Here is a 21,002-nt window from a genome sequence, read left to right as displayed (position 1 = left end):
GAACCCCAGACAAGCTATAATACAAAGTAAGAGAAAAATATAATCTTACTTTGTAGGATAATCCTGTATAGAAAAGGAGCACATGGGCTATGAAGATATTTCACTTATCCGACCTTCACATCGGATTGAAATTAATGAATCATGATTTAAGGGAAGACCAGGAATATATCCTGCATCAGATTGTAGAGCGGGCGGGAGAAGAAAAACCGGATGCCATTTTGATTGCAGGAGATATTTATGATAAAGCAGTGCCGGCGGCAGAGGCAGTAGAGGTATTCGATCATTTTATCAATGAACTGACGGAGATGGTGCCGGAGACTGTCCTTATGATGATTAGCGGAAACCATGACAGCGCACCAAGAGTGAACTGTTTTCGAAGCATTTTATCAAGACAGCATTTATATATGATAGGAAAGCCGCCTGAGACGAAAGAGGAATACATTGAGAAAGTGACATTGACGGATAAGTATGGAAAAGTGAATTTTTATCTTCTGCCATTTGTGAAGCCGTCTATGGTAAAGCAGATTGTGGGAACGGATGAAAATGACAACAATCTTTCTTATGATGCAACTTTGCATAAGCTTCTGGAAAGAGAAAATGTAAATGAAGCAGAGCGGAATGTGCTGGTGAGCCACCAGTTCTATCTGCCGGCAGGAAAAGCGGCGGAGGATGTTGAGCGGATGGATTCCGAAATCCGCACCGTGGGAAATATTGATGAAGTGTCTGCGGATGTGTTGGAGCGGTTTGACTATGCGGCATTGGGACATATTCATAAGCCTATGACCGTGGGAAAAGAGAGTTATCGTTACTGTGGAACACCTCTTGCCTGCTCCGTCAGTGAAGCGGGACAGAAAAAAGGCATTATTATGGTGGAACTGGAAGAAAAGGGCAGGCTTTCCACCAGAGTAATTCCGTTAAAACCACTGCGTCAGGTGCGTATTGTGGAAGGGGAATTAGAAGAAGTATTAAAGCAGCCATCCGATAATTTTGTAACTGTGATTCTTACCGATAAGGTGGATGTCAATGTCTTTGACATGCAGGACCGGCTGCGTCATGCATTTCCCAATTTGCTGGAAATCCGAAGAGAAACGCTGCACAAAGCCAATTATGAAATGGAAAAATTCCGGCATGAGGCAGAGCTTGATGCCTTTTCGCTATGCTGTGAGTTTATTGGAGAGATGAACGAGGAAGAGAGAGAAATTCTTAAGGAAGTCATCAATAAAGTAGAGGAGGAGAGTGAGTTATGAGACCATTAACCTTGGAAATGCAGGCATTTGGGTCCTATGGAGACCGGACGAAAATTGATTTTCGAAAACCATCCCAGAATTTATTTCTGATTACCGGAGATACCGGTTCCGGCAAGTCCACTATTTTTGATGCCATAGCCTTTGCGTTATATGGAGAAGCCAGTTCCACAGCTAATAAAAAAAGTGGAACAGAGCTGCAGAGTCAGTTTGCCACAGCAGGCGCAGAGCCTTATGTGGAATTGAAATTCTGTGAAGGAACAGAAGAAAGCGGCGTCTATACAGTGCGCCGTGTGCCAAGACATGTCCGCCCATTGAAGCGGGGAAGCGGTGAAAAAGAAGAAAGCGAATCCGTTACCTTAATCATGCCGGATGAAATCGTTTATTCACAAAAGGAAACGAATCAGAAAATCATTGATATTGTCGGGCTGAACAAGGGGCAGTTTATGCAGGTGGCAATGATTGCCCAGGGAGAATTTATGGAACTGCTCCGGGCAAAATCCGATGAGAAAAAAGTGATTTTCCGAAAATTATTCCACACAGAAAAATATGAAAAGATTGCCAATGAATTAGGAGACCGGAAAAGAAAATTAGATGCAGAGATTGCCACAATCCGTACGAAGTTTCATGCCAAAGCTGAGAATGCGGACATACCGGAAGCCTTTGAAGAAGCCGAAGCCCTGTTGGCATTGAAAAAGAAGATGCAGCAGGCGGATGCAAAAGCACCGGAGATGGAACGCTTTTTAGAATTGATGCAGCAATTGTGCCAGTATCTTAAGGAAGAGGGAAAGCAGAAAAAGAAGGAAGCAAAAGAAGCGGAAAAACTGCGGGAGCATTGCAGGAGTGCGTTGCAGGAAGCGGAAAATCTGCAAAAATCCTTTACCCAGATGGAAGAAGCACAGCGGGAGTTGGCATGCCTTTTTGAAGCGGAAGAGGAGATAAAAGAGACTGCCCGGTTAGAGCAGATGATAAAGCTTGCCTATGATGCAAAGCAGCTCTATCAGCAGTATGAAGAAGCGGTAAAGAGGCTGGAGAATTTAAAGGCAGAACAGCAGAAATTAGAAGAAAAGCTGCCGGAGATAAAGAAAGCTTTAAAAGAGGCAGAAAAGGAAAGAAACTTAGCAGAGGCGGAAAAGGAAACACAGCAGAAGAATTACAGTATTATAGAAGAAAAAGTAAATCGCACGAAAGAGGCATTGAAAGAAATAAGAAAAGCCGCACAGGAAGTAGAGCAGAGTAAAGATGCTTTGCAGCAGGCGGAAGAGACGGAAAAAGAGACAAAAGAAAAAAGCGCTGTCTTAGAGCAGAATATTGTGCAGTGGAAGAAAGAAGCAGAAGCCTTCGAAGGAATGGAAGTAAGGCAGTTACAGATTACCGGAAAGAAAAATGCTCTTGCAGAAATCGAAGATGCCGTAGCAGAGATTACAGAATCAAAGCAGCTTCTTGGTAAAGAAAAGAAACAGGAGGAACATGCAAAAGAGATTTATCGGGAAGCATCCGGACAGTATCAGGCAAAGCAGCAGGAATACGAAGCATATCGTAAGCGGTTTTTTGATGCCCAGGCAGGTATTTTAGCAAAGGAATTAAAAGAGGGAGAGCCATGCCCGGTCTGCGGTTCCATGGAACATCCAAAGCCATGCATTGCGGTAGAAATGCAGGAAGAATTAAGCCGGGAAATGTTAGAAACTTTAGAAGAAACGGTTGCAAAGTTACAGCAGAAGCAGGAAGCAGCATCTACAAAAGCCGGTACATGTCACGTAAGAAGAGAGAACCGGGAGAAAGAGTTGGCAGAAAAACAGGAAAAGTGCAGGAAGAAAATGGAAGCCTTTAGAAAGGAAGCACACCCGGCAGCCGATGAAGAAATAGAACCGTGGCTTGTCACGCAAAAGAAAGAGCTTGCAAAAGAAGAAGAAACACTTTCTCAGGAGATAAAAAAGAAGAAGGAATTGTCTCATAAATTAGAAGAGGCAGAAGCAAAAAAGATTGCACTTCAAAAAGAAGAGACAGAAGCAACAGAAAAGAAGCTATTGGCAAAAGAGCAGTTTGACCGTTGTCAGGCAGCTTACACAGAGCGGAACCGCACCCTTGACTATACATCTGAAAAAGAAGCGGATGAAGTCTTGGCAGAAGCACAGCAGAAGAAGGCTTCTGCAGAAAGTGCATATGCAAAGGCTGATAAAGAAAAGAGCCGTTTAGAGGAAGAGAAAACCGGTACACAGACAGGCATTGTCCGTTGTGAAAGAGAACTTCCGGAACGGAAAAAGGAAGCAGAAGCCAAGCAGCAAAAATATGATTTATATATAGAAGAAAAAGATATTTCCAAACTGGAATGGCAGACTCTGGTGGAGCAGTATTCGATAGATGCCATGGAAGAGATGCGGCAGAAAAGGGAAGATTATCAGAATCAGAAGACGATGTATCAAAGCCGCTATGAGACAGCGAAAGAAACTGTAGGGGAGAAAGAAAAACCGGACGTAGAGAAGCTTTCAGAGGAACTTAAGGCAGCAGAGGAGCAGAGTAAGCTTGCAGGCAGGGCGGCCAATGAGTGGGAGATTTCTAATCAGAAGGATACGGAAATCTTAGAAGCGGTAGAGGAAATATGGAGCGGGCGGCAGCAGGTATTAGAGCAGCACAACCGTATAACACGGCTTTATACTGTCATTTCCGGAAATGTGTCCGGCAGCCGTATGGATTTGGAGACCTTTGTGCAACGTTATTATCTGGAGCGGATTCTTTATGCAGCAAACCGCCGTTTTGAAGAAATGTCAGCAGGACAGTTTGAACTCAGAATGTTTGATGAGAAGAAGGCTGCAATCGGAAAGAACAAGGGACTTGACCTTATGGTATATTCCAATGTAACCGGAAAAGAGCGGGAAGTCCGTACGCTTTCCGGAGGAGAGTCCTTTATGGCGGCGTTATCCATGGCACTGGGCATGGCAGATGAGATTCAGGAAAATTCTGCTGCCATACATCTTGATATGATGTTTATTGATGAAGGCTTTGGTTCCCTGGATGAGCATGCAAGAGAGCAGGCAGTCCGGGTATTAAAAGAGATGGCAGGCGGCTCAAAGCTTATTGGAATCATTTCCCATGTAACAGAATTAAAGCAGGAAATGGAAGACCAGCTTCTTATTACAAAAGATGAAGAAGGAAGCCATGTCCGCTGGCAGTTAAGCTAGCGGATAGGCTCCCTGTTCTAACATTTCCGTCACCATGGAAGCCATAGCGGAAGGATGTTCTTTCATTCCGTTTTGCAGCCATTTTAAGAAAACATTATAGAGCGCACCGGAATAGAAGTAGACTTTATACCGGTGAATATCATTATAAGGCATGTCACCCATATGATTTTCTAATTCCTGATCAAAAAGGTCTAAGTAAATGTATGCAAGACCTGCCTTATATACACTTAAAATAAATTTCTTGTAAGTCTTAAAATACCGGAAAATCAGTAAAATTGCCTCATAGCTGAAAAAGTCATTTTCAAGCTTTTCTGCCCTCTTCCGGTATTCTTCCATAATATCGTCCGTAATTTTAATCAACACTTCTTCCTTGGAATGAAAATTCCGGTAATAGGAAGCTCTTGCTACTCCGGCAGTGGTAATAATATCGGTTACGGATATATCGGAAAATGCTTTGGTGTCCATGAGTTTGGTCAGGGCACGGGCAATCTTTAATTTTACCTGGCGGTTTGCTTCGTATCGTTTGTCTGTTTCTTTCATTTAAATGCTCCTGTTCGTATGTGCTATGGATGCGTGCCGGTGGGTGGGACAGAATATGATATTCGTTTCTTACGATTTGCATTTGATATGTGCATTGGTTCATTACGCAAAGAGCGTTATTTTTCTTAGCACTGTATTTTTCTTGCTGTCAGGCTGTCCTTTCCGTTGCTTTGACCGGATGCCGGCTCTGTCCGTCTGATGCGGATACAACATTCCGTCTGAAAGAGACGCTAAGAATTCCGTTAAAGTTTCCGTATCTTCCGGCACCCGGCACATATTCGCATCCATGCTTAAGATGTGCCTCGCTGGCACGTCCCTGTGCCAGCGTTGCCGGTTGCTGCCGGAATTCTAAGCGTCTCTAACAGACTGCATATATCGTATCCGCATTCAGGCGAACAGAGTCCGGCATACTGTCAAACATTGGAAAGACAGGCTTTATCGGCAAAAGAAAAATGCAGTGCAAGAAAAACCGCTCTTTGACGTTAGAAGCAATGTATGTATCAAATACAAATCGTAATAACAAATATAAAACGACTGTCCCACCCACCGGCACCACATCCGTATCATGATACAAAATGATATAAAATGTCTCACATCAAACCGTTGAAAAAAGGGAAAACTATGCTACAATGCTACTTATGCAGCCACAACGATGTGATATAAATTATCTCACATATAGTGTGGCATAGATACAGACAACAGTCAAGAGATGGAGACGAAAATGAAGATAATTACAGATACAGGATCTGACATATTAGAAACCGAAGCAAAGGCAATGGGCGTGAATCTGGTGCCGATTTCGGCAAACTTTGAAGATGTTATATTTGACCGGAATACAGAAGAGAATTTCAAAGCATTTTATGAGAAACTGCGCAGCGAGGAACAACTTCCGGTATCCAGCCAGCCATCACCGGCAGCATTTTTAGAAAAGTATGAAGCGGCAGAAGAAACAGGGGAAGAAGTGTTAGTAATACTCATTTCCTCGAAGCTTTCGGGAACCTATAACGGAGCAGTGCTGGCGAAGGAAATGTGCGGATATGAAAAGATATATATCGTGGATTCCCTGCAGGCATCCTTATCCTTGCGGCTTCTGGTGGAGTATGCCGTGAAGTTAAAAGAAGAAGGCAAAAGTGCAGAAGAGATTGCAGGAATCTTGGAAGAAGTAAAGAACCGCACCTATCTTACCGGTGTTCCGTCCACATTATTATATTTGAAAAAGGGCGGACGTATTTCTCCGGTAGTTGCAGCAGTGGGAAATGTAATGGGAATCAAGCCGGTGCTGCTGCTCCGGAATGGAGAGATTGAAGGATATTCCAAAGCCCGCGGCATGAAAGCGGCCAAAAGCGGAATGCAGGCATTTTTGAAAAAAGGAGAAGTGGATAGCTGCATGCCGGTAGAATTTGCTCACAGCAATAACCCGGAAATGGGAGAGGAATTCCGGAAAGAAACCATGGAAGCATTTTCCCTGACAGAAAGCAGCTTACATGAAGTTGGAATGGCAATCGGAACCCATATCGGACCGGATGCACTTCTGATGGCATTTATTTTAAAAGAAAGCATGAAATAAGAATTTTCAGATTTAAGGATTCTTTAATAATTGATTCGTTATAGTAGAACCAGCAAAGGAAATAAAACTTTGCCGGTTCTTTTTTACTTTACAGGAAATTGCCTGTAAAGTAAAAAACGCTCCGCGAGGATGCGCACTGCGGCGCGAAACTTGCAAAGCGTGTTTCGCGTAGTTGAGGTATACTAAGAGGATAGAAAGGAGCAGAAGATGTTTTGGGATATCTTACGCAAAGACTTAAAGCGAAAGAAAACAATTAATATTGTAATTTTGCTGTTTATTATTTTAGCTGCCATGTTTGTGGCAAGCGGGCTGAACAATGTACTGACGGTAGTAAATGGAACCGATTATTATCTTAATCAGGCAGACATTGGAGATTATGTAGTACTGACCCAGCAGGGGGATGGCGGTGTGCCGGAGCTTTTGGATACCTGTCAGTATGTAAAAGACTACCGCATGGATCATATTATATATGCAACCAAGGGGAATATCAAGGCAGAGGGAAAAGAACTTGATATGGCAAACAAGGCAATGATCATAGAATCCATTTCCGAAAGTGAGATACATTTTTTCACAAAGGATAATAAGGAGCTTACAAAAGTGCCTGAGGGTGAGGTCTATGTCACAGGAAATTTCTTAGATGCAAATGATTTAAAAGAGGGAGATAAACTTACGATTACCCATGGCAAAAACAGTGTGGAGCTTACGATTGCCGGAAAAGCAAAAGATGCGCTGCTGGGTTCTGAATTTATGGGAAATAAAAGATTTATTATAAACGAAGCGGATTATCAGAAATTTGCATCGGATGAAAGTCTTGCAGAATACCGTGGCGAGATCATTTATATTGACACAGACAATCCATCGGAAATAGCCTCTTTATTAAGCAATGCATCCAACATCCTATTTAACCGGGGACGGGGCATTTTTAAATTGTGTTATGTCATGGATATGATTGTGGCATTTGTGGTGCTGGTTTTAAGTGTATGCCTGATGATAGTATCCTTTGCAGTGTTGAAATTTACAATTACTTTTACGGTGACAGAGGAATACCGGGAAATCGGTGTCATGAAAGCCATCGGAATTACGGACTTTAAGATACGAAGCCTTTATCTTGTAAAATATCTGATGCTGGCTGTTGTGGGAGCAGCAATTGGATTCCTGGCAAGCATCCCATTTGGCAATATGCTTCTGCAGTCGGTGACAGAAAATATGATGTTGGGAAACAGTCATGCCATTACGGTAAATTTCATGAGCGCAGTCATTGTTATTGCAGTTACTATCTGGTTTGCATACCGGTGTACCGGAAAAGTAAAGAAGCTGACACCGGTGGATGCTATTCGAAACGGTCAGTCCGGAGAACGCTTTAAAAAGAAATCCATTTACCGGCTGGGAAAAAGCCGTTTTAACAGTACCTGGTATCTGGCAGTCAATGATATTTTAAGCAGTCCAAGACGGTTCCTTACGATTATATTGTCCTTTTTCCTTTGTTCCGTTTTTATGCTGGGAGTGGTTATTACAACAGATACCATGAAAAGTAAGAATCTGATTACGACATTTGGAAAAGAAAGTGATGTCTACATATCAGATGTATCACAGGCAATGGGGAATATGGCAGGAAAGACCCGGGCTGATTTGGCAAAAGAATTAGATTGCCTGGCAGAAGAACTTACGGAAGAAGGCATGCCATCGGAAATGTCTGTTGAGATACAGTATACTATAAAGATAAACTTTCACAGCTTCATATAGGGTTTAACATGGGGGAGTATCAGAATTCTCTGGTGAAAGCAGATACAGAACGTTTGCTGGAAGTATTGCAGAATATCATAGAAAATGCTATAAAATATGGTAGTGACAAAAAAATTGGTATATCAATTTCAAAAGAAGAAGACTGTGTGCTGATTACCGTGGAAAATACAGGAGAAGTTCTTCCGGCAGAGGAACTTCCGCATCTTTTTGACAGCTTCTATCGTGGCTCCAATGCAGGAAGCCAGGAAGGAAGCGGACTGGGGCTTTATATATGCAGAAAGCTGATGCATAAAATGAACGGGGATGTTTTCCTGAAACAGGAAAAAAATCTTTTTTCGGTAACTGTGGTAGTGGGTATGGCAAATTAGTCAATGAAAAAGGCAGGAAGAAAATGTAATATGATAAAAGCAGTTTTATTTGATATGGACGGAACACTCATTGATACAGAGAAATACTATAGAATCTGCTGGCCTAAGGCAATGGCGCATTTTGGCTATGAAATGAGTGATGAGCAGGCATTGTCCATGCGTTCCTTAGGACAACCCTTTGCACCGGCGCATTTAAAGGAAATGTTTGCAGATGAGAATCTTGACTATCCGGCTATCCGGGCTTACCGGAAGGAATTGATGGAGGAATATCTTGCAAAGAACGGTATTGAGATAAAAAGAGGAGCTGTTGAGTTATTGAATTTCTTAAAAGAAAAGAAAATCCGGCGGGCAGTTGCAACGGCAACCGACATGGAACGGACAGAAAGATATTTAAAGCAGATAGGACTATATCCGTACTTTGATGAAATCATCAGTGCAACCATGGTAGAACACGGAAAGCCGGCACCGGATATCTATACTTTTGCATGTGCACAACTTGGACTTGCTCCGGAAGAATGCCTTGCGGTGGAGGATTCGCCCAATGGGGTTATGAGTGCTTGTCAGGCAGGCTGTCAGGTGGCAATGGTTCCGGATCAGACACAGCCGGATGATGAATTAAAAAAGAAACTTACGATATGTGCAAATACACTGGATGAATTGAAAATTTTATTTTCATAAAATGGGAGAGGTAAGATGAATTTTTTATTTGATACTTCAATTGATGTGAACCGCAGACAGTTTTATGTGCTGGCAATGGGAAGCTGTATCGGAAATCTGGCAGGATTTATTGGAAATGCATTGATTTTCGGATGGAACGGAACAACGATTTTCTGTGGAATCTGTATGTTACTTATGGCCGCAGGAAGTTTCATTGGAATTAAAAAAGGTCAGATACGTTATGCGTCTTATTTGATGATAGCAGTATTAAGCCTTGTGGAATTTCCAACACTATATTATATATATCAGACGGGAACGATTGTATACATGGTACTTGCGATGGTAGCAATTGCGATTTTTATTCCAACCGGAAATGCAATCCGGTTTGCCGGCATAGTAATTGTAGCCGATGTGGCAGCAGTTATTTTAGCCTATATGAGACCGCTGGAAAGTGAAAAATTGTCAAAAGAAGTCGTGCTGCAGAGCACACTTTGTTCCCTGCTTATCGTTTTACTTTGTGTCTTTTTGATTTCTATCCTGCTTCAGATGCAGAGACAGAGGCAGGAAGAAGAAGTAAAGAAGTTGAATGAACAGTTGAAAGATGCCGCAGATAAAGATGCACTGACCGGACTCTATAATCGTCGTTATTTAAATCAGTATCTGGGAGAACTTATTCTGGATGAGAAGGAAGAATTTGATGCGGTACTGATTGATCTTGACTTCTTTAAACATGTGAATGACAATTACGGACATGGGTTTGGAGACATTATTCTGGTGGAATTTGCAAGACTTTTAACGAAGCATGTAAAGAATAAAGGGATTGCAGTACGCTTTGGTGGAGAAGAATTTATGCTGGTTTTAAAGGGGATGAACACGGATGAAATCGGTAAAATGCTAGAGCATATAAGACGGGAATATAAAGAATATACAAAGCATGAAAAGAATATCGAATGCTCTTTCAGTAGCGGAGTACAGCATTATACAGAAGGAATTGCTGTTACGGTATTATATCGCTTAGCGGATGAGAAACTTTATGCGGCAAAGGAGCGGGGAAGAAACCAGGATGTCTTTGATTTAGAATCATAGAAAGATAAAAAAGGGGGAGAGAAATGAAAAGGAACATCAGGAGGATTCGTTTATGAAAGGGAAAAAGTTTTTAGCAATGATATTAAGTGCAGCGTTGGGAATGTCAACGTTTGCGGCTTGCGGAAGAAGAGTCGTGGAGCCGGAGAAAAAGACCACAGAAACAGAGGCTGAGACTGAGACGGAAGAAACGGAAAACTCAGAAGAGGTGACAGAGGAGACAGAAACGGAAAATGTGGATGAAGATGACATTTTTGCACAGCTTGCAGGAGAAAGCTTTATGTTTACCAGCGGAGCCGGTGCATGGGATTCTACATTGATTTTATCCGAGGATGGCTCTTTTGTGGGAAATTATCATGATGCAGATGCAGGAGATAGCGGGGATGGATATCCAAATGGAACCCTTTACTATTGTGATTTCTATGGAAAATTCACCCAGCCGGAAAAGATAAATGATTATACCTATGAGATGCAGTTGGAGAATATTGCAACGAAGGAAACAGAAGGCGACACGGAAATTAAAGGCGGCGTGAAATATATTTACACGGGACCGGCTGGTTTGGAAGAGGTTTATGATTTATATATTTATCTGCCGGGTGCACCGTTAGATGAATTGCCGGAAAGATTCCTGGACTGGGCATCCATTGGTCTTACCGATGAGGATACGACGCTTCCATTCTATGCAATTTTTAATACGCTGACCTTTGATACCTTTTTAGGACCGAGTGGAGATAAGGTTACGGTAAATGATAAAACCACAACTTCCGATGTATCCATAGAGAGTGAATTGCAGAAAATCGAGGAGAAAGCAGCAGCCATGCAAGAAGACCTTTCCAGTGGAGAACTGACACAGCAGGAAATGAATACCCTGTCTCTGCAGTTGTATCAGTTGTGGGATAATGAGCTGAATTCTATCTGGAGCCGTTTAAAAGAGACTTTGGATGAGGACACTATGACGACTCTTACCCAGGAAGAGCGTGACTGGATTAAGACAAAAGACAGTGCAGTAGAGGAAGCCGGCAAAGATGCCGAGGGCGGAAGCCTGCAGCCATTATTGGAAAATGATAAGGCGGCAGAATTAACAAGAAACAGGGTATATGAACTGGCAGAGTATTTGAAATAAAAAGATATTTTAGCGAGGGAAAATGGTTACATTAAATGATTACTTATACTCCGGAGCAACGGTGTTCCGGATATTGAAAAAGTATACGCAGGACCTCCGGGCATCCGCAAAAGTATCAAAAAATGAAGTGGATCTGGTGCACTGCAATTTCCTGATTCAGATTATGGAGCTATTAGAGCACAATGATTTCCTGACAGCGCAGTCCCAGAAAATCCGTGAGTTCTACAAATATATGGCAATGGAATATCCTTATCTTTCCTTTACTTTTAAAGGAAGAATCAAGTCACTGATTCGTGCGGAGGGCAAATTCAACGGCTATATTGTAGAGTACATTTATGATTATTATAAAAAGCATAAAAGCTATCCGGACATTGCAGAATTAAAGGAAAAGCTGAACTGCTTCCGTGATCTGATTGCATACCGGATTGTGATTTCCATGCCACGGTGTCATTTGAAAAATCATGAGAACCGCGAAGAAGAGGAATTAAAGCACCTTTATCAGATTGCAAATGTGCTGCCACAGTTTTTAGAGGAGCGTGGATTTACGGCAGAGCTGACAGGCGGTGTCTTAAGAAGCAGTTCCCCGCTTTTGGATGATGCTGTAAAACCATATTACCGGGATTATATCACCAGCGAAAAGGAGGACGATTACAAATCCTTACATATTACTTTTTATGATAACAGTGCGAGATGTTATGTGGAAATGCAGCTTCGCACAAAGCAGATGGACGATATTGCAGAAATCGGTTCCGCCAATCATATTAATTATGAGAAAAAGCAGGAAGCATCCAGAGCACGCCGGGATACCATCCCGGAGGGAGAATGCATTTATTTTGATGAAGCTTATGAACGGTGCAGGCGTTTGCAGGAACTGGAGCTTTCCGGTGTGGATGTCGACATGTTTACAGCAGTAAGCAACAGCCTGATGAATGACGGCTGCGGCTTATACCGGGGAAGACTGATTCTTCCTTATGAGCATTTGTCGAGATTTCAGAATGATTTGATTGATTAGAAATAGAACAGAATGGAAGCGTACGAAACGGAGAAGGCAGCTATGGGTGAAAATATGGAAAAGGAACAATGGATGAAAGAGAGTCTCCAGATGCAGAAGGCAAGCTGGATTCAGGATGAAATTACAAAGCGCAGAGAGCGGGAAGATGAGTTACTGCAGCAGATTTTTATGGAACAGAAAATGTTGCAGGAACTGGACGAAGACATGGACGAAAATATGGCACATGCCAGAGAAGGCCGCAAATACCGGGAGGACATGAAGGAGCGGGTCAATGACCGGGTATATGAAATCCATGACCTGAGTGCAGATAAGCGAGAGGGAATGCGGGAATACAAATATGCATACCGCAGAGGCTACGCCCTAGCCATGTTTTTCTTTTCACTGGCACTGTGTGTCTTTGTAGGCTTTTTACATGGAATCACATCACAAATCTGTCTGATGCTGATGTTCTTTACCGGCGTGCAGGCTGCCATTTTTGTACATCAGAAGCAGTGCTTCTTTCTCTGGAGACTCATCTGCGATATTTTCTCAGCAGTAGTTTTCCCGGTGATGCTGGTTCTCTTTATCGGTTATGAATTAAAGTACGGCTTCTATGATTTTCTACTTCCAATCTGCCTTATCATAGGACTGGTGCTGCTGGCACTTACCACAGCATCCTATTTCCTCTACGATCCATACCGCAGTGCCCGCCGCAGAGTCGGTGATGCCAAGAGCATGATCCGTTCTATCGAGCGTTCCGCCAAAAAGCAGGTCAAGAAGAGCCAGAAGCAGCAGGCAAAAGACGAGCTTCGCCAGAACCGCCTGCAGCAGAAGGAGCAGGATAAAGCCGAGAAGCTTCGCATCAAAGAAGAGCAACGCCAGGAAAAAGAGCTTAAGAAAGCCGCACAGCGCGAAGAACAGCAAAAACTCCGTGACGCAAAGAAGCAGGAAGCCTTAGAAAACCGCGAAGAGAAGAAGCTTGCCCTCATGGACGCTGTGGCAGCCAAGAAAGAGCAGTTCCGGGAGAAGTTCCGGAAGGATGGGGGAGTGGAAGAAACGGAAGAAAAGGAGAAGGAGAAAGAGAAAGAGGGCGTTTTTGCTTCGGATGAAGGCACGGAAGATACAGAAAATGCAGAGCAGGGCGAGACAGTAGTTGTGGAAGATGCGGTGCAGGAAGAAGAGGCGTTAGAAGAGGAAAACGTGCTGGAGGATGTGGTGGCATTGGAAGATACTGCGGATTCGGGGGAGAATGAGGTAGTTTCGAGTTTGGCTGAGGAAGAGAAAGAGGAAAAAATCGTGATGGGGACGGAAGAAAAATCTGGGGATGAGGCTTCTGATGAGGAGAAAGGTCAGGCTGAAGATAATTAGATAGATGAAAGTTGCAAGATAAGAGCATGGAAGAGATTCTGTGCTCTTTTGTGATGGGAATTGTTAGATAAGGATGTAGATATAAATATAAAATAGAAATCATAGAAAGTATTGTCGAATTGGGGCGTGAAGCAGATTGATAAGAGGGGAGATTTTGACGGTTTTTATTAAAAAAGGTTGCAATTTGGAAAAAGGAGTTGCATAATATTTATATAGGATTTGGAGGGAGAGAGAAGTTATGAAAAAGCTAAGTAAATATGATAAAAAGAGATTAGAAGTTCACAAAAGATATGATGCGTAAGGGCATTGGTCGTTTGTGAATTTTTTTTGGGGGAAAATTAGGGGGATAATAGAACGAAAATGTTGACAGAAAGTTTTTTATAGATACGAATGGGACATAGAGAGGTATAGAGCTTTGCAAGAACTGGGATTGAAAGAATATTTTGCAATAGGATATTATTTTGTGGGTGAGGAGAAAAAAATTCCACTCGTTTTGGATGCTTATGCTAAAAATCAATTGGATTTATCTGATGTAAATAGAGTTTTGGAGTTAAGTAGTATTAAAGAATTTTTTGATAAATATGATTATGTAAATGCCTGGAATGATGATTATTATAGAAAGTATAAAGAACTTTCTAGAAATGCTGAAAAAGAGGTGAGATTATTTTTTCAAAGCATTACGGAGAATGCAATTGTTCCTATATATAATGTATGTAAAGTTATATTTTGGGATGAATTTTGGAAATATTTCTACATATATAAGGTGTATGACAAAATTTCTGCAGAGCATTTCAAAGAAATTGCAGACGGGCTCCGCATACCGCCAAACGAGCTTTTGAAAAATAAAAATTTAGTTGAGAAGTTTGATACACAGATTACAGAAATGCTTAAAAATCCGGAATATGGAGCTAGATTTATTGTTGATTATTATATGAGGAAAGATAATGGAAAGACGAAGTGCTATTTTCCTAAAAGTTTAACGAAAGAGGACAAGTATAATATTATAAAAGCTTATATTAATGGAGATATAGTAAATATAAATATTTTAGACTTAATCATAAATGGTAAGTCAAAAAAATCGAAAGAATTTGATGTAGATGCAAAACTTAGACATCTTGCAAAGAAAAGGAGTGAGCGTTATTGGAACAATAATACAACTTCGGTGTTTGAATATGAAACAGGTGTAGAAGTATCTTTTTCACCTGAAAATCCAGATCAAGATTTAGATTTTTCAGACGGTATTATTATTGCAAAATACAATTCCGATTGGATAAAAAATAATTTGGACTATCCTACATTGTTAAATAATTTCATTTATCTGTTTGGATATACAGATATTTGTATGAGATGTTTGTTTACTGCAAGAAGCTTGAAACAGGGGATTTTTGAAAAAATGGTATCTGTTCAAGGAAATGGAATGTATCAAAAGGGGCAGCTTTTTGAATTGCTAAATGTGCTTTCAAGTGGACAAATGCAGGGTTATGTTGATATTCTTAATAATTTTGACATTTATTTAGAGGAGATAATTAAATGGTTTTTTGAAGTCTACTTAAAAAATGAATTTGGTGCGAATGGTTTTATTTGTATTATGCCGGAGAAGAGTGACAGCATTCTTAGTAAGTATGAGCGTGTGGCTACGGTTATGGACGGAGTGACTAAGCAGTTTAAGCTTTTTTGCGAAGAAGGAGAGATTGACAGAGAATTATATGAAATGATATCGGGGTCTGTGAGATATAAAGAAATTCCGAGTTTAATTAAAAATAAGTATGCATATGCGAATAGCAATGAAATTTTACGTGAAATGCAGGATATGTTTTCGAATCAAGGCTTGCTTTCTTATACTGAGAAGACTAAAGGCAGATATAATACACTTTTCGAATTACTTCAATCTGAACATGTAAGACCAGAAGAACTAAAAGAGTACAATTTCGACGAATTTAACTGGTTATTAGAACGCGGAGCAGTGGTTATAAATGATGGAATATTTATATTAAATTATGAAAGAATACGGATTCTAAAGGAATTAAATGATAAAGGTGTTATTTGTCTGCAATATAAAGATAGTGACATATTAAGAGAACTTATTAGTAAAGGCGAAATTAGAGTGGAAAGCTCGTTGTTATCGAAGCCGGAATGGGAGTATTTTGATTATGTATTAAATAAGGCGGAATTTTCTAATGGCCTTGATTTACGGAATCGATATATTCATGATACGAATTCTCTAGATGAACAACAACAGCAGAATGACTACATTGTTTTATTAAAAATGTTCATAATTCTCGTAATCAAAATTAATGAAGAGTTTTGCCTACAGGATAAAATATCAAAGAATGGTGCTGACTTTTATGAAATATGATTACTTAGTCAAAATCAAGTTCAATTTAGTCATTTTTATACAAATGACTAAATTGAACTTGATTTTGACTAAGATTATATATATAATTCAATTAGGATATTTTTGTGAATGTGACGAAGTTGAACTTGAAATGAGGCAATTAAAATGAAACAATTCGATTATACGGAAAAATGGAAGAAATTGCTTACACCAGAAATTGTAAGTTATCTTACAACAATTCATGAGTACAAAGGTAAACAGTACTTGATTGCTGAACGTCACGCTGATGTGCTGGAAAATCTTGTTGAGATGGCAAAGATTCAAAGTACAGAGAGCTCTAATAAAATTGAAGGTATTTATACTTCTGAGGAACGTTTGAAAAAGATTGTTTTGGATAAGACAATGCCAAGGACAAGAAATGAGCGTGAGATAGCAGGATACAGGGATGTACTTAATACTATACACGAGAATTTTCAGCATATTCCGATTCGTGATACATTTATATTACAGCTTCATAGAGATTTATATAAATTTGAGAATGCTTCTAACGGAGGAAGATTCAAGACTTCCGATAATATTATTGAGGAAGAGGATGAAAAGGGTAATAAGTTTGTTAGATTCAGACCATTACCTGCATGGGAAACTCCAGACGCAATTATAAATTTGTGTACAGCATATAATGAGGCAATTAACCAAGGCGAAGCAGACTCGCTTTTGTTAATATCGATGTTTATTATAGATTTCTTATGCATTCATCCGTTTAATGATGGAAATGGAAGAATGAGTAGATTATTGACTTTATTATTGTTATATCAGAATGACTATATTGTTGGAAAATATATCAGCCTGGAAAAGCTAATAGAGCGAACAAAAGGCAGTTATTATGATGCTTTACAGGAAAGTTCGCAAGGATGGATGGAAGATGAGAACAATTACGAGCATTTTGTGAAATATATTTTGGGGATAATTACTGCGGCATATCGCGATTTTTTTGATAGAACAAAGATTGTTGAGGAAAAGAGAATACCTAAGCCAGATAGAATTGAAGAACTTATAAAGAATCACATAGGTACAATTACTAAGACTGATATTGTAAAAGCAGCGTCAGGAATAAGTACAACTACAGTACAGCGGACACTAACAGATTTGGTTAAGGCAGGGAAGATAATAAAGATTGGAAATGGCCGCTATACAAAGTATAAGTGGAACTGGGATAAGGAGATTTAGAAAATGATTACAGGCGAATTAAAAAATAAAATAGACAGTTTATGGGAGATTTTCTGGACGGGAGGTCTAACAAATCCGTTGGATGTAATTGAACAGATGACATATCTTATGTTCATTCACGATTTAGATGTGTCAGATAATACACATGCAAAAGAAAGTGCTATGCTTGGTCTTCCATATGAAAGTGTATTTGCCGAGAAAGTAAAAATTGGTGAGAGGACTATTGACGGAACACAACTTAAGTGGTCTGTTTTCAGGGACTATCCGGCTGATAGAATGTATTCTGTAGTGCAGGAAATGGTATTCCCGTTTATTAAGAATCTGCATGCTAATAAAGATAGTGCTTTTTCAAAATATATGGATGATGCAATTTTTAAGCTTCCTACACCACTAATGCTTTCCAAAGTTGTAGATGCAATGGATGATTTATATACACAGATGGCAAAACTGAATGATTCAGATGCCAGAGGAGATGTATATGAGTACCTTCTTTCAAAGCTGGCTACAGCAGGGGTAAATGGTCAGTTTAGGACGCCTCGTCATATCATTAAAATGATGGTAGAACTCATGGATCCTAAAGCTGATGATGTAATCTGCGATCCGAGCTGTGGTACAGCGGGATTTTTGGTGGAAGCAGGAGAGTATCTGTGGGCGAATAAGAAAGATGAAATCTTCTATGATAAAAAGAAAAAAGATCATTTTATGAATCATATGTTCCATGGTTATGATATGGATAGAACTATGCTTCGTATAGGAGCAATGAACATGATGAATCATAGAGTAGAAAGCCCATTTATTGAATACAGAGACAGTTTGTCCGATCAGAATCCAGATAAGGATAAATATTCTCTGATTCTTGCAAATCCACCTTTCAAGGGAAGCCTTGATGCAGATATTGTATCAGCAGATTTGTTAAAGGTGTGCAAAACAAAGAAAACAGAGCTTCTTTTTTTAGCATTGTTTGTTCGTATGCTTAAAGTCGGCGGTAGATGTGCCTGTATCGTTCCTGATGGAGTATTATTTGGTTCTTCCAAGGCTCATAAGGATATGCGAAAAGAAATTGTGGAAAATCAGAGACTCGAAGCAGTTATCTCAATGCCTTCTGGTGTGTTCAAACCATATGCTGGAGTATCGACCGCCATTCTGATATTTACAAAGACAGAGCATGGTGGAACAGACAATGTATGGTTCTATGATATGCAGGCAGATGGATTTAGCTTGGATGACAAGCGTTCTTCAATTGCGGATAATGATATTTCGGATATTATTGAAAGATTTCGCAATCGTGATGCTGAGTTAGATAGAAAACGTACAGATAAGTCATTCATGGTTCCCAAGCATGAAATCGTTGATAATGATTATGATCTTAGTATCAATAAGTATAAAGAAGTTGAGTATGTGCCTGTAGAGTATCCGCCTACATCTGAGATTATGGCTAATATTCGGGAGATTGAGATTGAGATTGGGAACGAGATGGAAGAGTTGGAGAAATTGTTAGGAGAATGAGATTATGGCAAAAGTAAGTAAACGGGGTGGATTTTCTGATAGAAATAAAATCAAACCGGAAAATACAGAGATTCAGTTAAAAGAGTTTGATAAGAGAACTAGAGTACAATTGCAAAATATGATTAGCCAGTTTTATAAGGAAATATATGGTGATGAATATTATGGTAGAGAAAACATACAGGAATTTTTAAGATATGTTATCGGAACCATTTATTCGGAACCTGTGGATACTAGTCGGACTTATTACGATGATACAGTTTTTAAGATGATTAATAAAACCATACAAGAGGACGATTATGATGATGTTTTGACTTTGATTGAAGCTATTATTCAATATTGGGAAGACTATCGGACTGATATGCAAAGAGTTATGTATTACAACACTTGTTTTGACCAATATCCGATTAAATCATTGTATCAAGCTGCTAATGATCTTTTTAAAGATGAGTATATAGGCTATCGGTTTGTGGATGATATAATTGTACCAATAAGTGATGAATATGAAGTCACAGAAGTAAATCAAGCGTTAGAAAACCCATATAGCCCGGTATATGAGCATATATCTAAGGCAAACAAATTACTAGCAGACAGAAGCAAACCTGATTATGAGAATTCTATCAAAGAAAGTATTAGTGCGGTTGAAGCATTATGTGAAATACTTACTGGAATAACGGGAAAAGAGGCTTCATTGGGGAAAATGTTAAAAAAATTAGAAGATAATGGTGTGGTAATTCATGCAGGATTGAAATCGGCTTTTAATATGCTTTATGGATATACATCGGATGCTAATGGAATAAGACATGCTGGCAATATTGGTGGACCATCATCAACATTTGAAGAAGCAAAATTTATGTTGGTGTCGTGTAGTGCTTTTGTGAATTATTTGATTGCAGTTAGTGCGAAATGATAGAATAGAAAGGAAGACAAATTCGGATTTGTTGGGATGATGTAGATGGCAAAATATAAATTAGATGAACTGTGTGAGTTCATAACAGATGGAACGCATCAGACTCCAGAGTATTGTGATGATGGTGTGATTTTTCTATCTTCTAAAGATGTTACCGAAAGGAAAATTAATTGGGACGATGTTCGGTATATCCCAGATGAGTTACATGAAAAATTGTACAAACGACTAAGTCCACGAAAAAATGATATTCTACTGGCTAAAAATGGAACAACAGGTGTTGCTGCTATTGTGGATAGAGACGAAATATTTGATGTATATGTGAGTTTGGCAGTATTAAGACCATTAGAAACAATCTATCCCAAATATCTTTTATATGCAATAAATAGTCCAGTTGCAAAACGCCAGTTTAATGCTGGATTAAAGGGCATTGGTGTGCCTAATTTACATTTGGGAGTTATCAGAGAAACTATTGTAAATGTCGCACAATGGGATGAACAAAAAAAAGTATGCGAGATATTGGATAGAGTAGCAAATCTAATAGAAAAAAGAAAAACCGAACTAGATATGTTAGACAACCTCATTAAAGCCCGATTTGTCGAACTCTTTGGTATGCCGGTCTCAAATACAAAAGGATGGTCAACAGAATCAATGGAAGATGTTGCACCTATTGTGAATTATAAGGGAGAGTTCCATGAAGAAGTATGGCTTCTTAACTTAGATATGGTTGAGGCTCAGACAGGTAGAATAATTGATTACTTGATAGTAACAGAGGATGAGGTAGGTAATTCAACCTGTACGTTTGATACAAGTAATGTACTGTATTCTAAACTTCGCCCTTATTTAAATAAAGTTGTAATACCAAATAGATGTGGGTATGCAACATCGGAATTGGTTCCGTTGCAGCCTGTTAATACTAAGATTAATCGAGAATATCTTGCTTTCATGCTTCGTAATGATGAGTTTGTGAATATGATAAATGAGAAAGTTGCTGGAGCAAAAATGCCAAGAGTTTCTATGAATGATTTTAGAAAATTTGATGTTCCAGTTCCACCAATAGAACTTCAAAACCAGTTCGCCGATTTTGTCCACCAAGTCGACAAATCAAAAGTTGCCGTGCAAAAAGCATTAGACGAAACACAAATGCTGTTTGACAGTTTGATGCAG

General features: G+C 39.8%; 17 protein-coding genes. 15 read left to right on the top strand and 2 right to left on the bottom strand.

Features of this window, described 5'->3' with window-relative positions; genetic code table 11:
* Positions 1-89: 89 nt before the first annotated feature.
* The gene (locus tag LKD41_RS13045; RefSeq protein ID WP_227701419.1) at positions 90-1,247 is read left to right on the top strand and encodes an exonuclease SbcCD subunit D; all 1,158 of its coding nucleotides are present in this window, start codon (positions 90-92) and stop codon (positions 1,245-1,247) included.
* Positions 1,244-4,423: an AAA family ATPase gene (locus tag LKD41_RS13040; protein ID WP_227701418.1), complete on the top strand. Its 3,180-nt coding sequence runs from the start codon at positions 1,244-1,246 to the stop codon at positions 4,421-4,423. The genes LKD41_RS13045 and LKD41_RS13040 overlap by 4 nt, the downstream gene beginning before the upstream one ends.
* On the opposite strand, the gene LKD41_RS13035 is transcribed toward LKD41_RS13040, so the two are convergent.
* On the bottom strand, positions 4,415-4,963 hold the full coding sequence (locus LKD41_RS13035; protein ID WP_117840685.1) for a TetR/AcrR family transcriptional regulator: 549 nt from the start codon (positions 4,961-4,963) through the stop codon (positions 4,415-4,417). The two genes, LKD41_RS13040 and LKD41_RS13035, sit on opposite strands and share 9 nt — an antisense overlap.
* A 102-nt stretch (positions 4,964-5,065) precedes the next feature.
* A complete protein-coding gene (locus tag LKD41_RS13030; RefSeq protein ID WP_118627745.1) occupies positions 5,066-5,251 on the bottom strand; it encodes a hypothetical protein in 186 nt (61 codons plus the stop codon).
* A gap of 433 nt (positions 5,252-5,684) precedes the next feature.
* Here LKD41_RS13030 and LKD41_RS13025 point away from each other — a divergent pair, with 433 nt between their 5' ends.
* The 13 genes from LKD41_RS13025 to LKD41_RS12965 form a co-directional block, all read left to right on the top strand.
* Entirely contained in the window at positions 5,685-6,530 is an 846-nt protein-coding gene (locus LKD41_RS13025) for a DegV family protein (protein ID WP_255669509.1), read from the top strand.
* Between the two features lie 207 nt (positions 6,531-6,737).
* Positions 6,738-8,273: an ABC transporter permease gene (locus LKD41_RS13020; protein ID WP_227701416.1), complete on the top strand. Its 1,536-nt coding sequence runs from the start codon at positions 6,738-6,740 to the stop codon at positions 8,271-8,273.
* 8 nt (positions 8,274-8,281) lie between these two features.
* Complete coding sequence (locus LKD41_RS13015) at positions 8,282-8,641, top strand: sensor histidine kinase (protein ID WP_227701415.1); 360 nt, start codon at positions 8,282-8,284, stop codon at positions 8,639-8,641.
* A gap of 30 nt (positions 8,642-8,671) precedes the next feature.
* Positions 8,672-9,319 carry an HAD family hydrolase gene (locus tag LKD41_RS13010; RefSeq protein WP_227701414.1) on the top strand — a complete coding sequence of 216 codons (648 nt, stop codon included), beginning with the start codon at positions 8,672-8,674 and terminating at the stop codon, positions 9,317-9,319.
* Positions 9,320-9,334: 15 nt separating this feature from the next.
* Positions 9,335-10,384: a GGDEF domain-containing protein gene (locus tag LKD41_RS13005; protein WP_227701413.1), complete on the top strand. Its 1,050-nt coding sequence runs from the start codon at positions 9,335-9,337 to the stop codon at positions 10,382-10,384.
* Positions 10,385-10,436: 52 nt separating this feature from the next.
* On the top strand, positions 10,437-11,504 hold the full coding sequence (locus LKD41_RS13000) for a lysozyme inhibitor LprI family protein (RefSeq protein WP_227701412.1): 1,068 nt from the start codon (positions 10,437-10,439) through the stop codon (positions 11,502-11,504).
* Between the two features lie 22 nt (positions 11,505-11,526).
* Positions 11,527-12,516 (top strand): guanosine polyphosphate pyrophosphohydrolase, encoded by a 990-nt coding sequence (locus LKD41_RS12995; protein WP_227701411.1) that lies wholly within the window; start codon positions 11,527-11,529, stop codon positions 12,514-12,516.
* Positions 12,517-12,528: 12 nt separating this feature from the next.
* Positions 12,529-13,863 (top strand): hypothetical protein, encoded by a 1,335-nt coding sequence (locus LKD41_RS12990; RefSeq protein WP_227701410.1) that lies wholly within the window; start codon positions 12,529-12,531, stop codon positions 13,861-13,863.
* 415 nt (positions 13,864-14,278) lie between these two features.
* Positions 14,279-16,219, top strand: coding sequence for a hypothetical protein (locus LKD41_RS12985; RefSeq protein ID WP_227701409.1), 1,941 nt, complete (start codon positions 14,279-14,281; stop codon positions 16,217-16,219).
* 144 nt (positions 16,220-16,363) lie between these two features.
* Entirely contained in the window at positions 16,364-17,425 is a 1,062-nt protein-coding gene (locus LKD41_RS12980; protein ID WP_227701408.1) for a Fic family protein, read from the top strand.
* A 3-nt stretch (positions 17,426-17,428) separates the two neighbouring features.
* Positions 17,429-18,931 (top strand): class I SAM-dependent DNA methyltransferase, encoded by a 1,503-nt coding sequence (locus LKD41_RS12975; RefSeq protein WP_227701407.1) that lies wholly within the window; start codon positions 17,429-17,431, stop codon positions 18,929-18,931.
* 4 nt (positions 18,932-18,935) lie between these two features.
* Positions 18,936-19,838 carry an AbiJ-NTD4 domain-containing protein gene (locus LKD41_RS12970; protein WP_227701406.1) on the top strand — a complete coding sequence of 301 codons (903 nt, stop codon included), beginning with the start codon at positions 18,936-18,938 and terminating at the stop codon, positions 19,836-19,838.
* Between the two features lie 45 nt (positions 19,839-19,883).
* On the top strand, positions 19,884-21,002 hold a 1,119-nt coding region (locus LKD41_RS12965), incomplete at its 3' end, for a restriction endonuclease subunit S (protein ID WP_227701405.1).

This window comes from Roseburia sp. CLA-AA-H209 (genome assembly GCF_020687575.1).
Classification (GTDB): domain Bacteria; phylum Bacillota; class Clostridia; order Lachnospirales; family Lachnospiraceae; genus Roseburia_C; species Roseburia_C amylophila.
The sequence above is the reverse complement of the archived record's forward strand: the minus strand, read 5'-3'. Positions and strand labels throughout refer to the sequence as shown.

Excerpts from the sequence above, each read along its gene's own strand:
- LKD41_RS13045 (WP_227701419.1), top strand. The coding sequence starts at position 90 with ATGAAGATATTTCACTTATCCGACCTTCACATCGGATTGAAATTAATG.
- LKD41_RS13040 (WP_227701418.1), top strand. The coding sequence starts at position 1,244 with ATGAGACCATTAACCTTGGAAATGCAGGCATTTGGGTCCTATGGAGAC.
- LKD41_RS13035 (WP_117840685.1), bottom strand. The coding sequence starts at position 4,963 with ATGAAAGAAACAGACAAACGATACGAAGCAAACCGCCAGGTAAAATTA.
- LKD41_RS13030 (WP_118627745.1), bottom strand. The coding sequence starts at position 5,251 with ATGGATGCGAATATGTGCCGGGTGCCGGAAGATACGGAAACTTTAACG.
- LKD41_RS13025 (WP_255669509.1), top strand. The coding sequence starts at position 5,685 with ATGAAGATAATTACAGATACAGGATCTGACATATTAGAAACCGAAGCA.
- LKD41_RS13020 (WP_227701416.1), top strand. The coding sequence starts at position 6,738 with ATGTTTTGGGATATCTTACGCAAAGACTTAAAGCGAAAGAAAACAATT.
- LKD41_RS13015 (WP_227701415.1), top strand. The coding sequence starts at position 8,282 with ATGGGGGAGTATCAGAATTCTCTGGTGAAAGCAGATACAGAACGTTTG.
- LKD41_RS13010 (WP_227701414.1), top strand. The coding sequence starts at position 8,672 with ATGATAAAAGCAGTTTTATTTGATATGGACGGAACACTCATTGATACA.
- LKD41_RS13005 (WP_227701413.1), top strand. The coding sequence starts at position 9,335 with ATGAATTTTTTATTTGATACTTCAATTGATGTGAACCGCAGACAGTTT.
- LKD41_RS13000 (WP_227701412.1), top strand. The coding sequence starts at position 10,437 with ATGAAAGGGAAAAAGTTTTTAGCAATGATATTAAGTGCAGCGTTGGGA.
- LKD41_RS12995 (WP_227701411.1), top strand. The coding sequence starts at position 11,527 with ATGGTTACATTAAATGATTACTTATACTCCGGAGCAACGGTGTTCCGG.
- LKD41_RS12990 (WP_227701410.1), top strand. The coding sequence starts at position 12,529 with ATGGAAGCGTACGAAACGGAGAAGGCAGCTATGGGTGAAAATATGGAA.
- LKD41_RS12980 (WP_227701408.1), top strand. The coding sequence starts at position 16,364 with ATGAAACAATTCGATTATACGGAAAAATGGAAGAAATTGCTTACACCA.
- LKD41_RS12975 (WP_227701407.1), top strand. The coding sequence starts at position 17,429 with ATGATTACAGGCGAATTAAAAAATAAAATAGACAGTTTATGGGAGATT.
- LKD41_RS12970 (WP_227701406.1), top strand. The coding sequence starts at position 18,936 with ATGGCAAAAGTAAGTAAACGGGGTGGATTTTCTGATAGAAATAAAATC.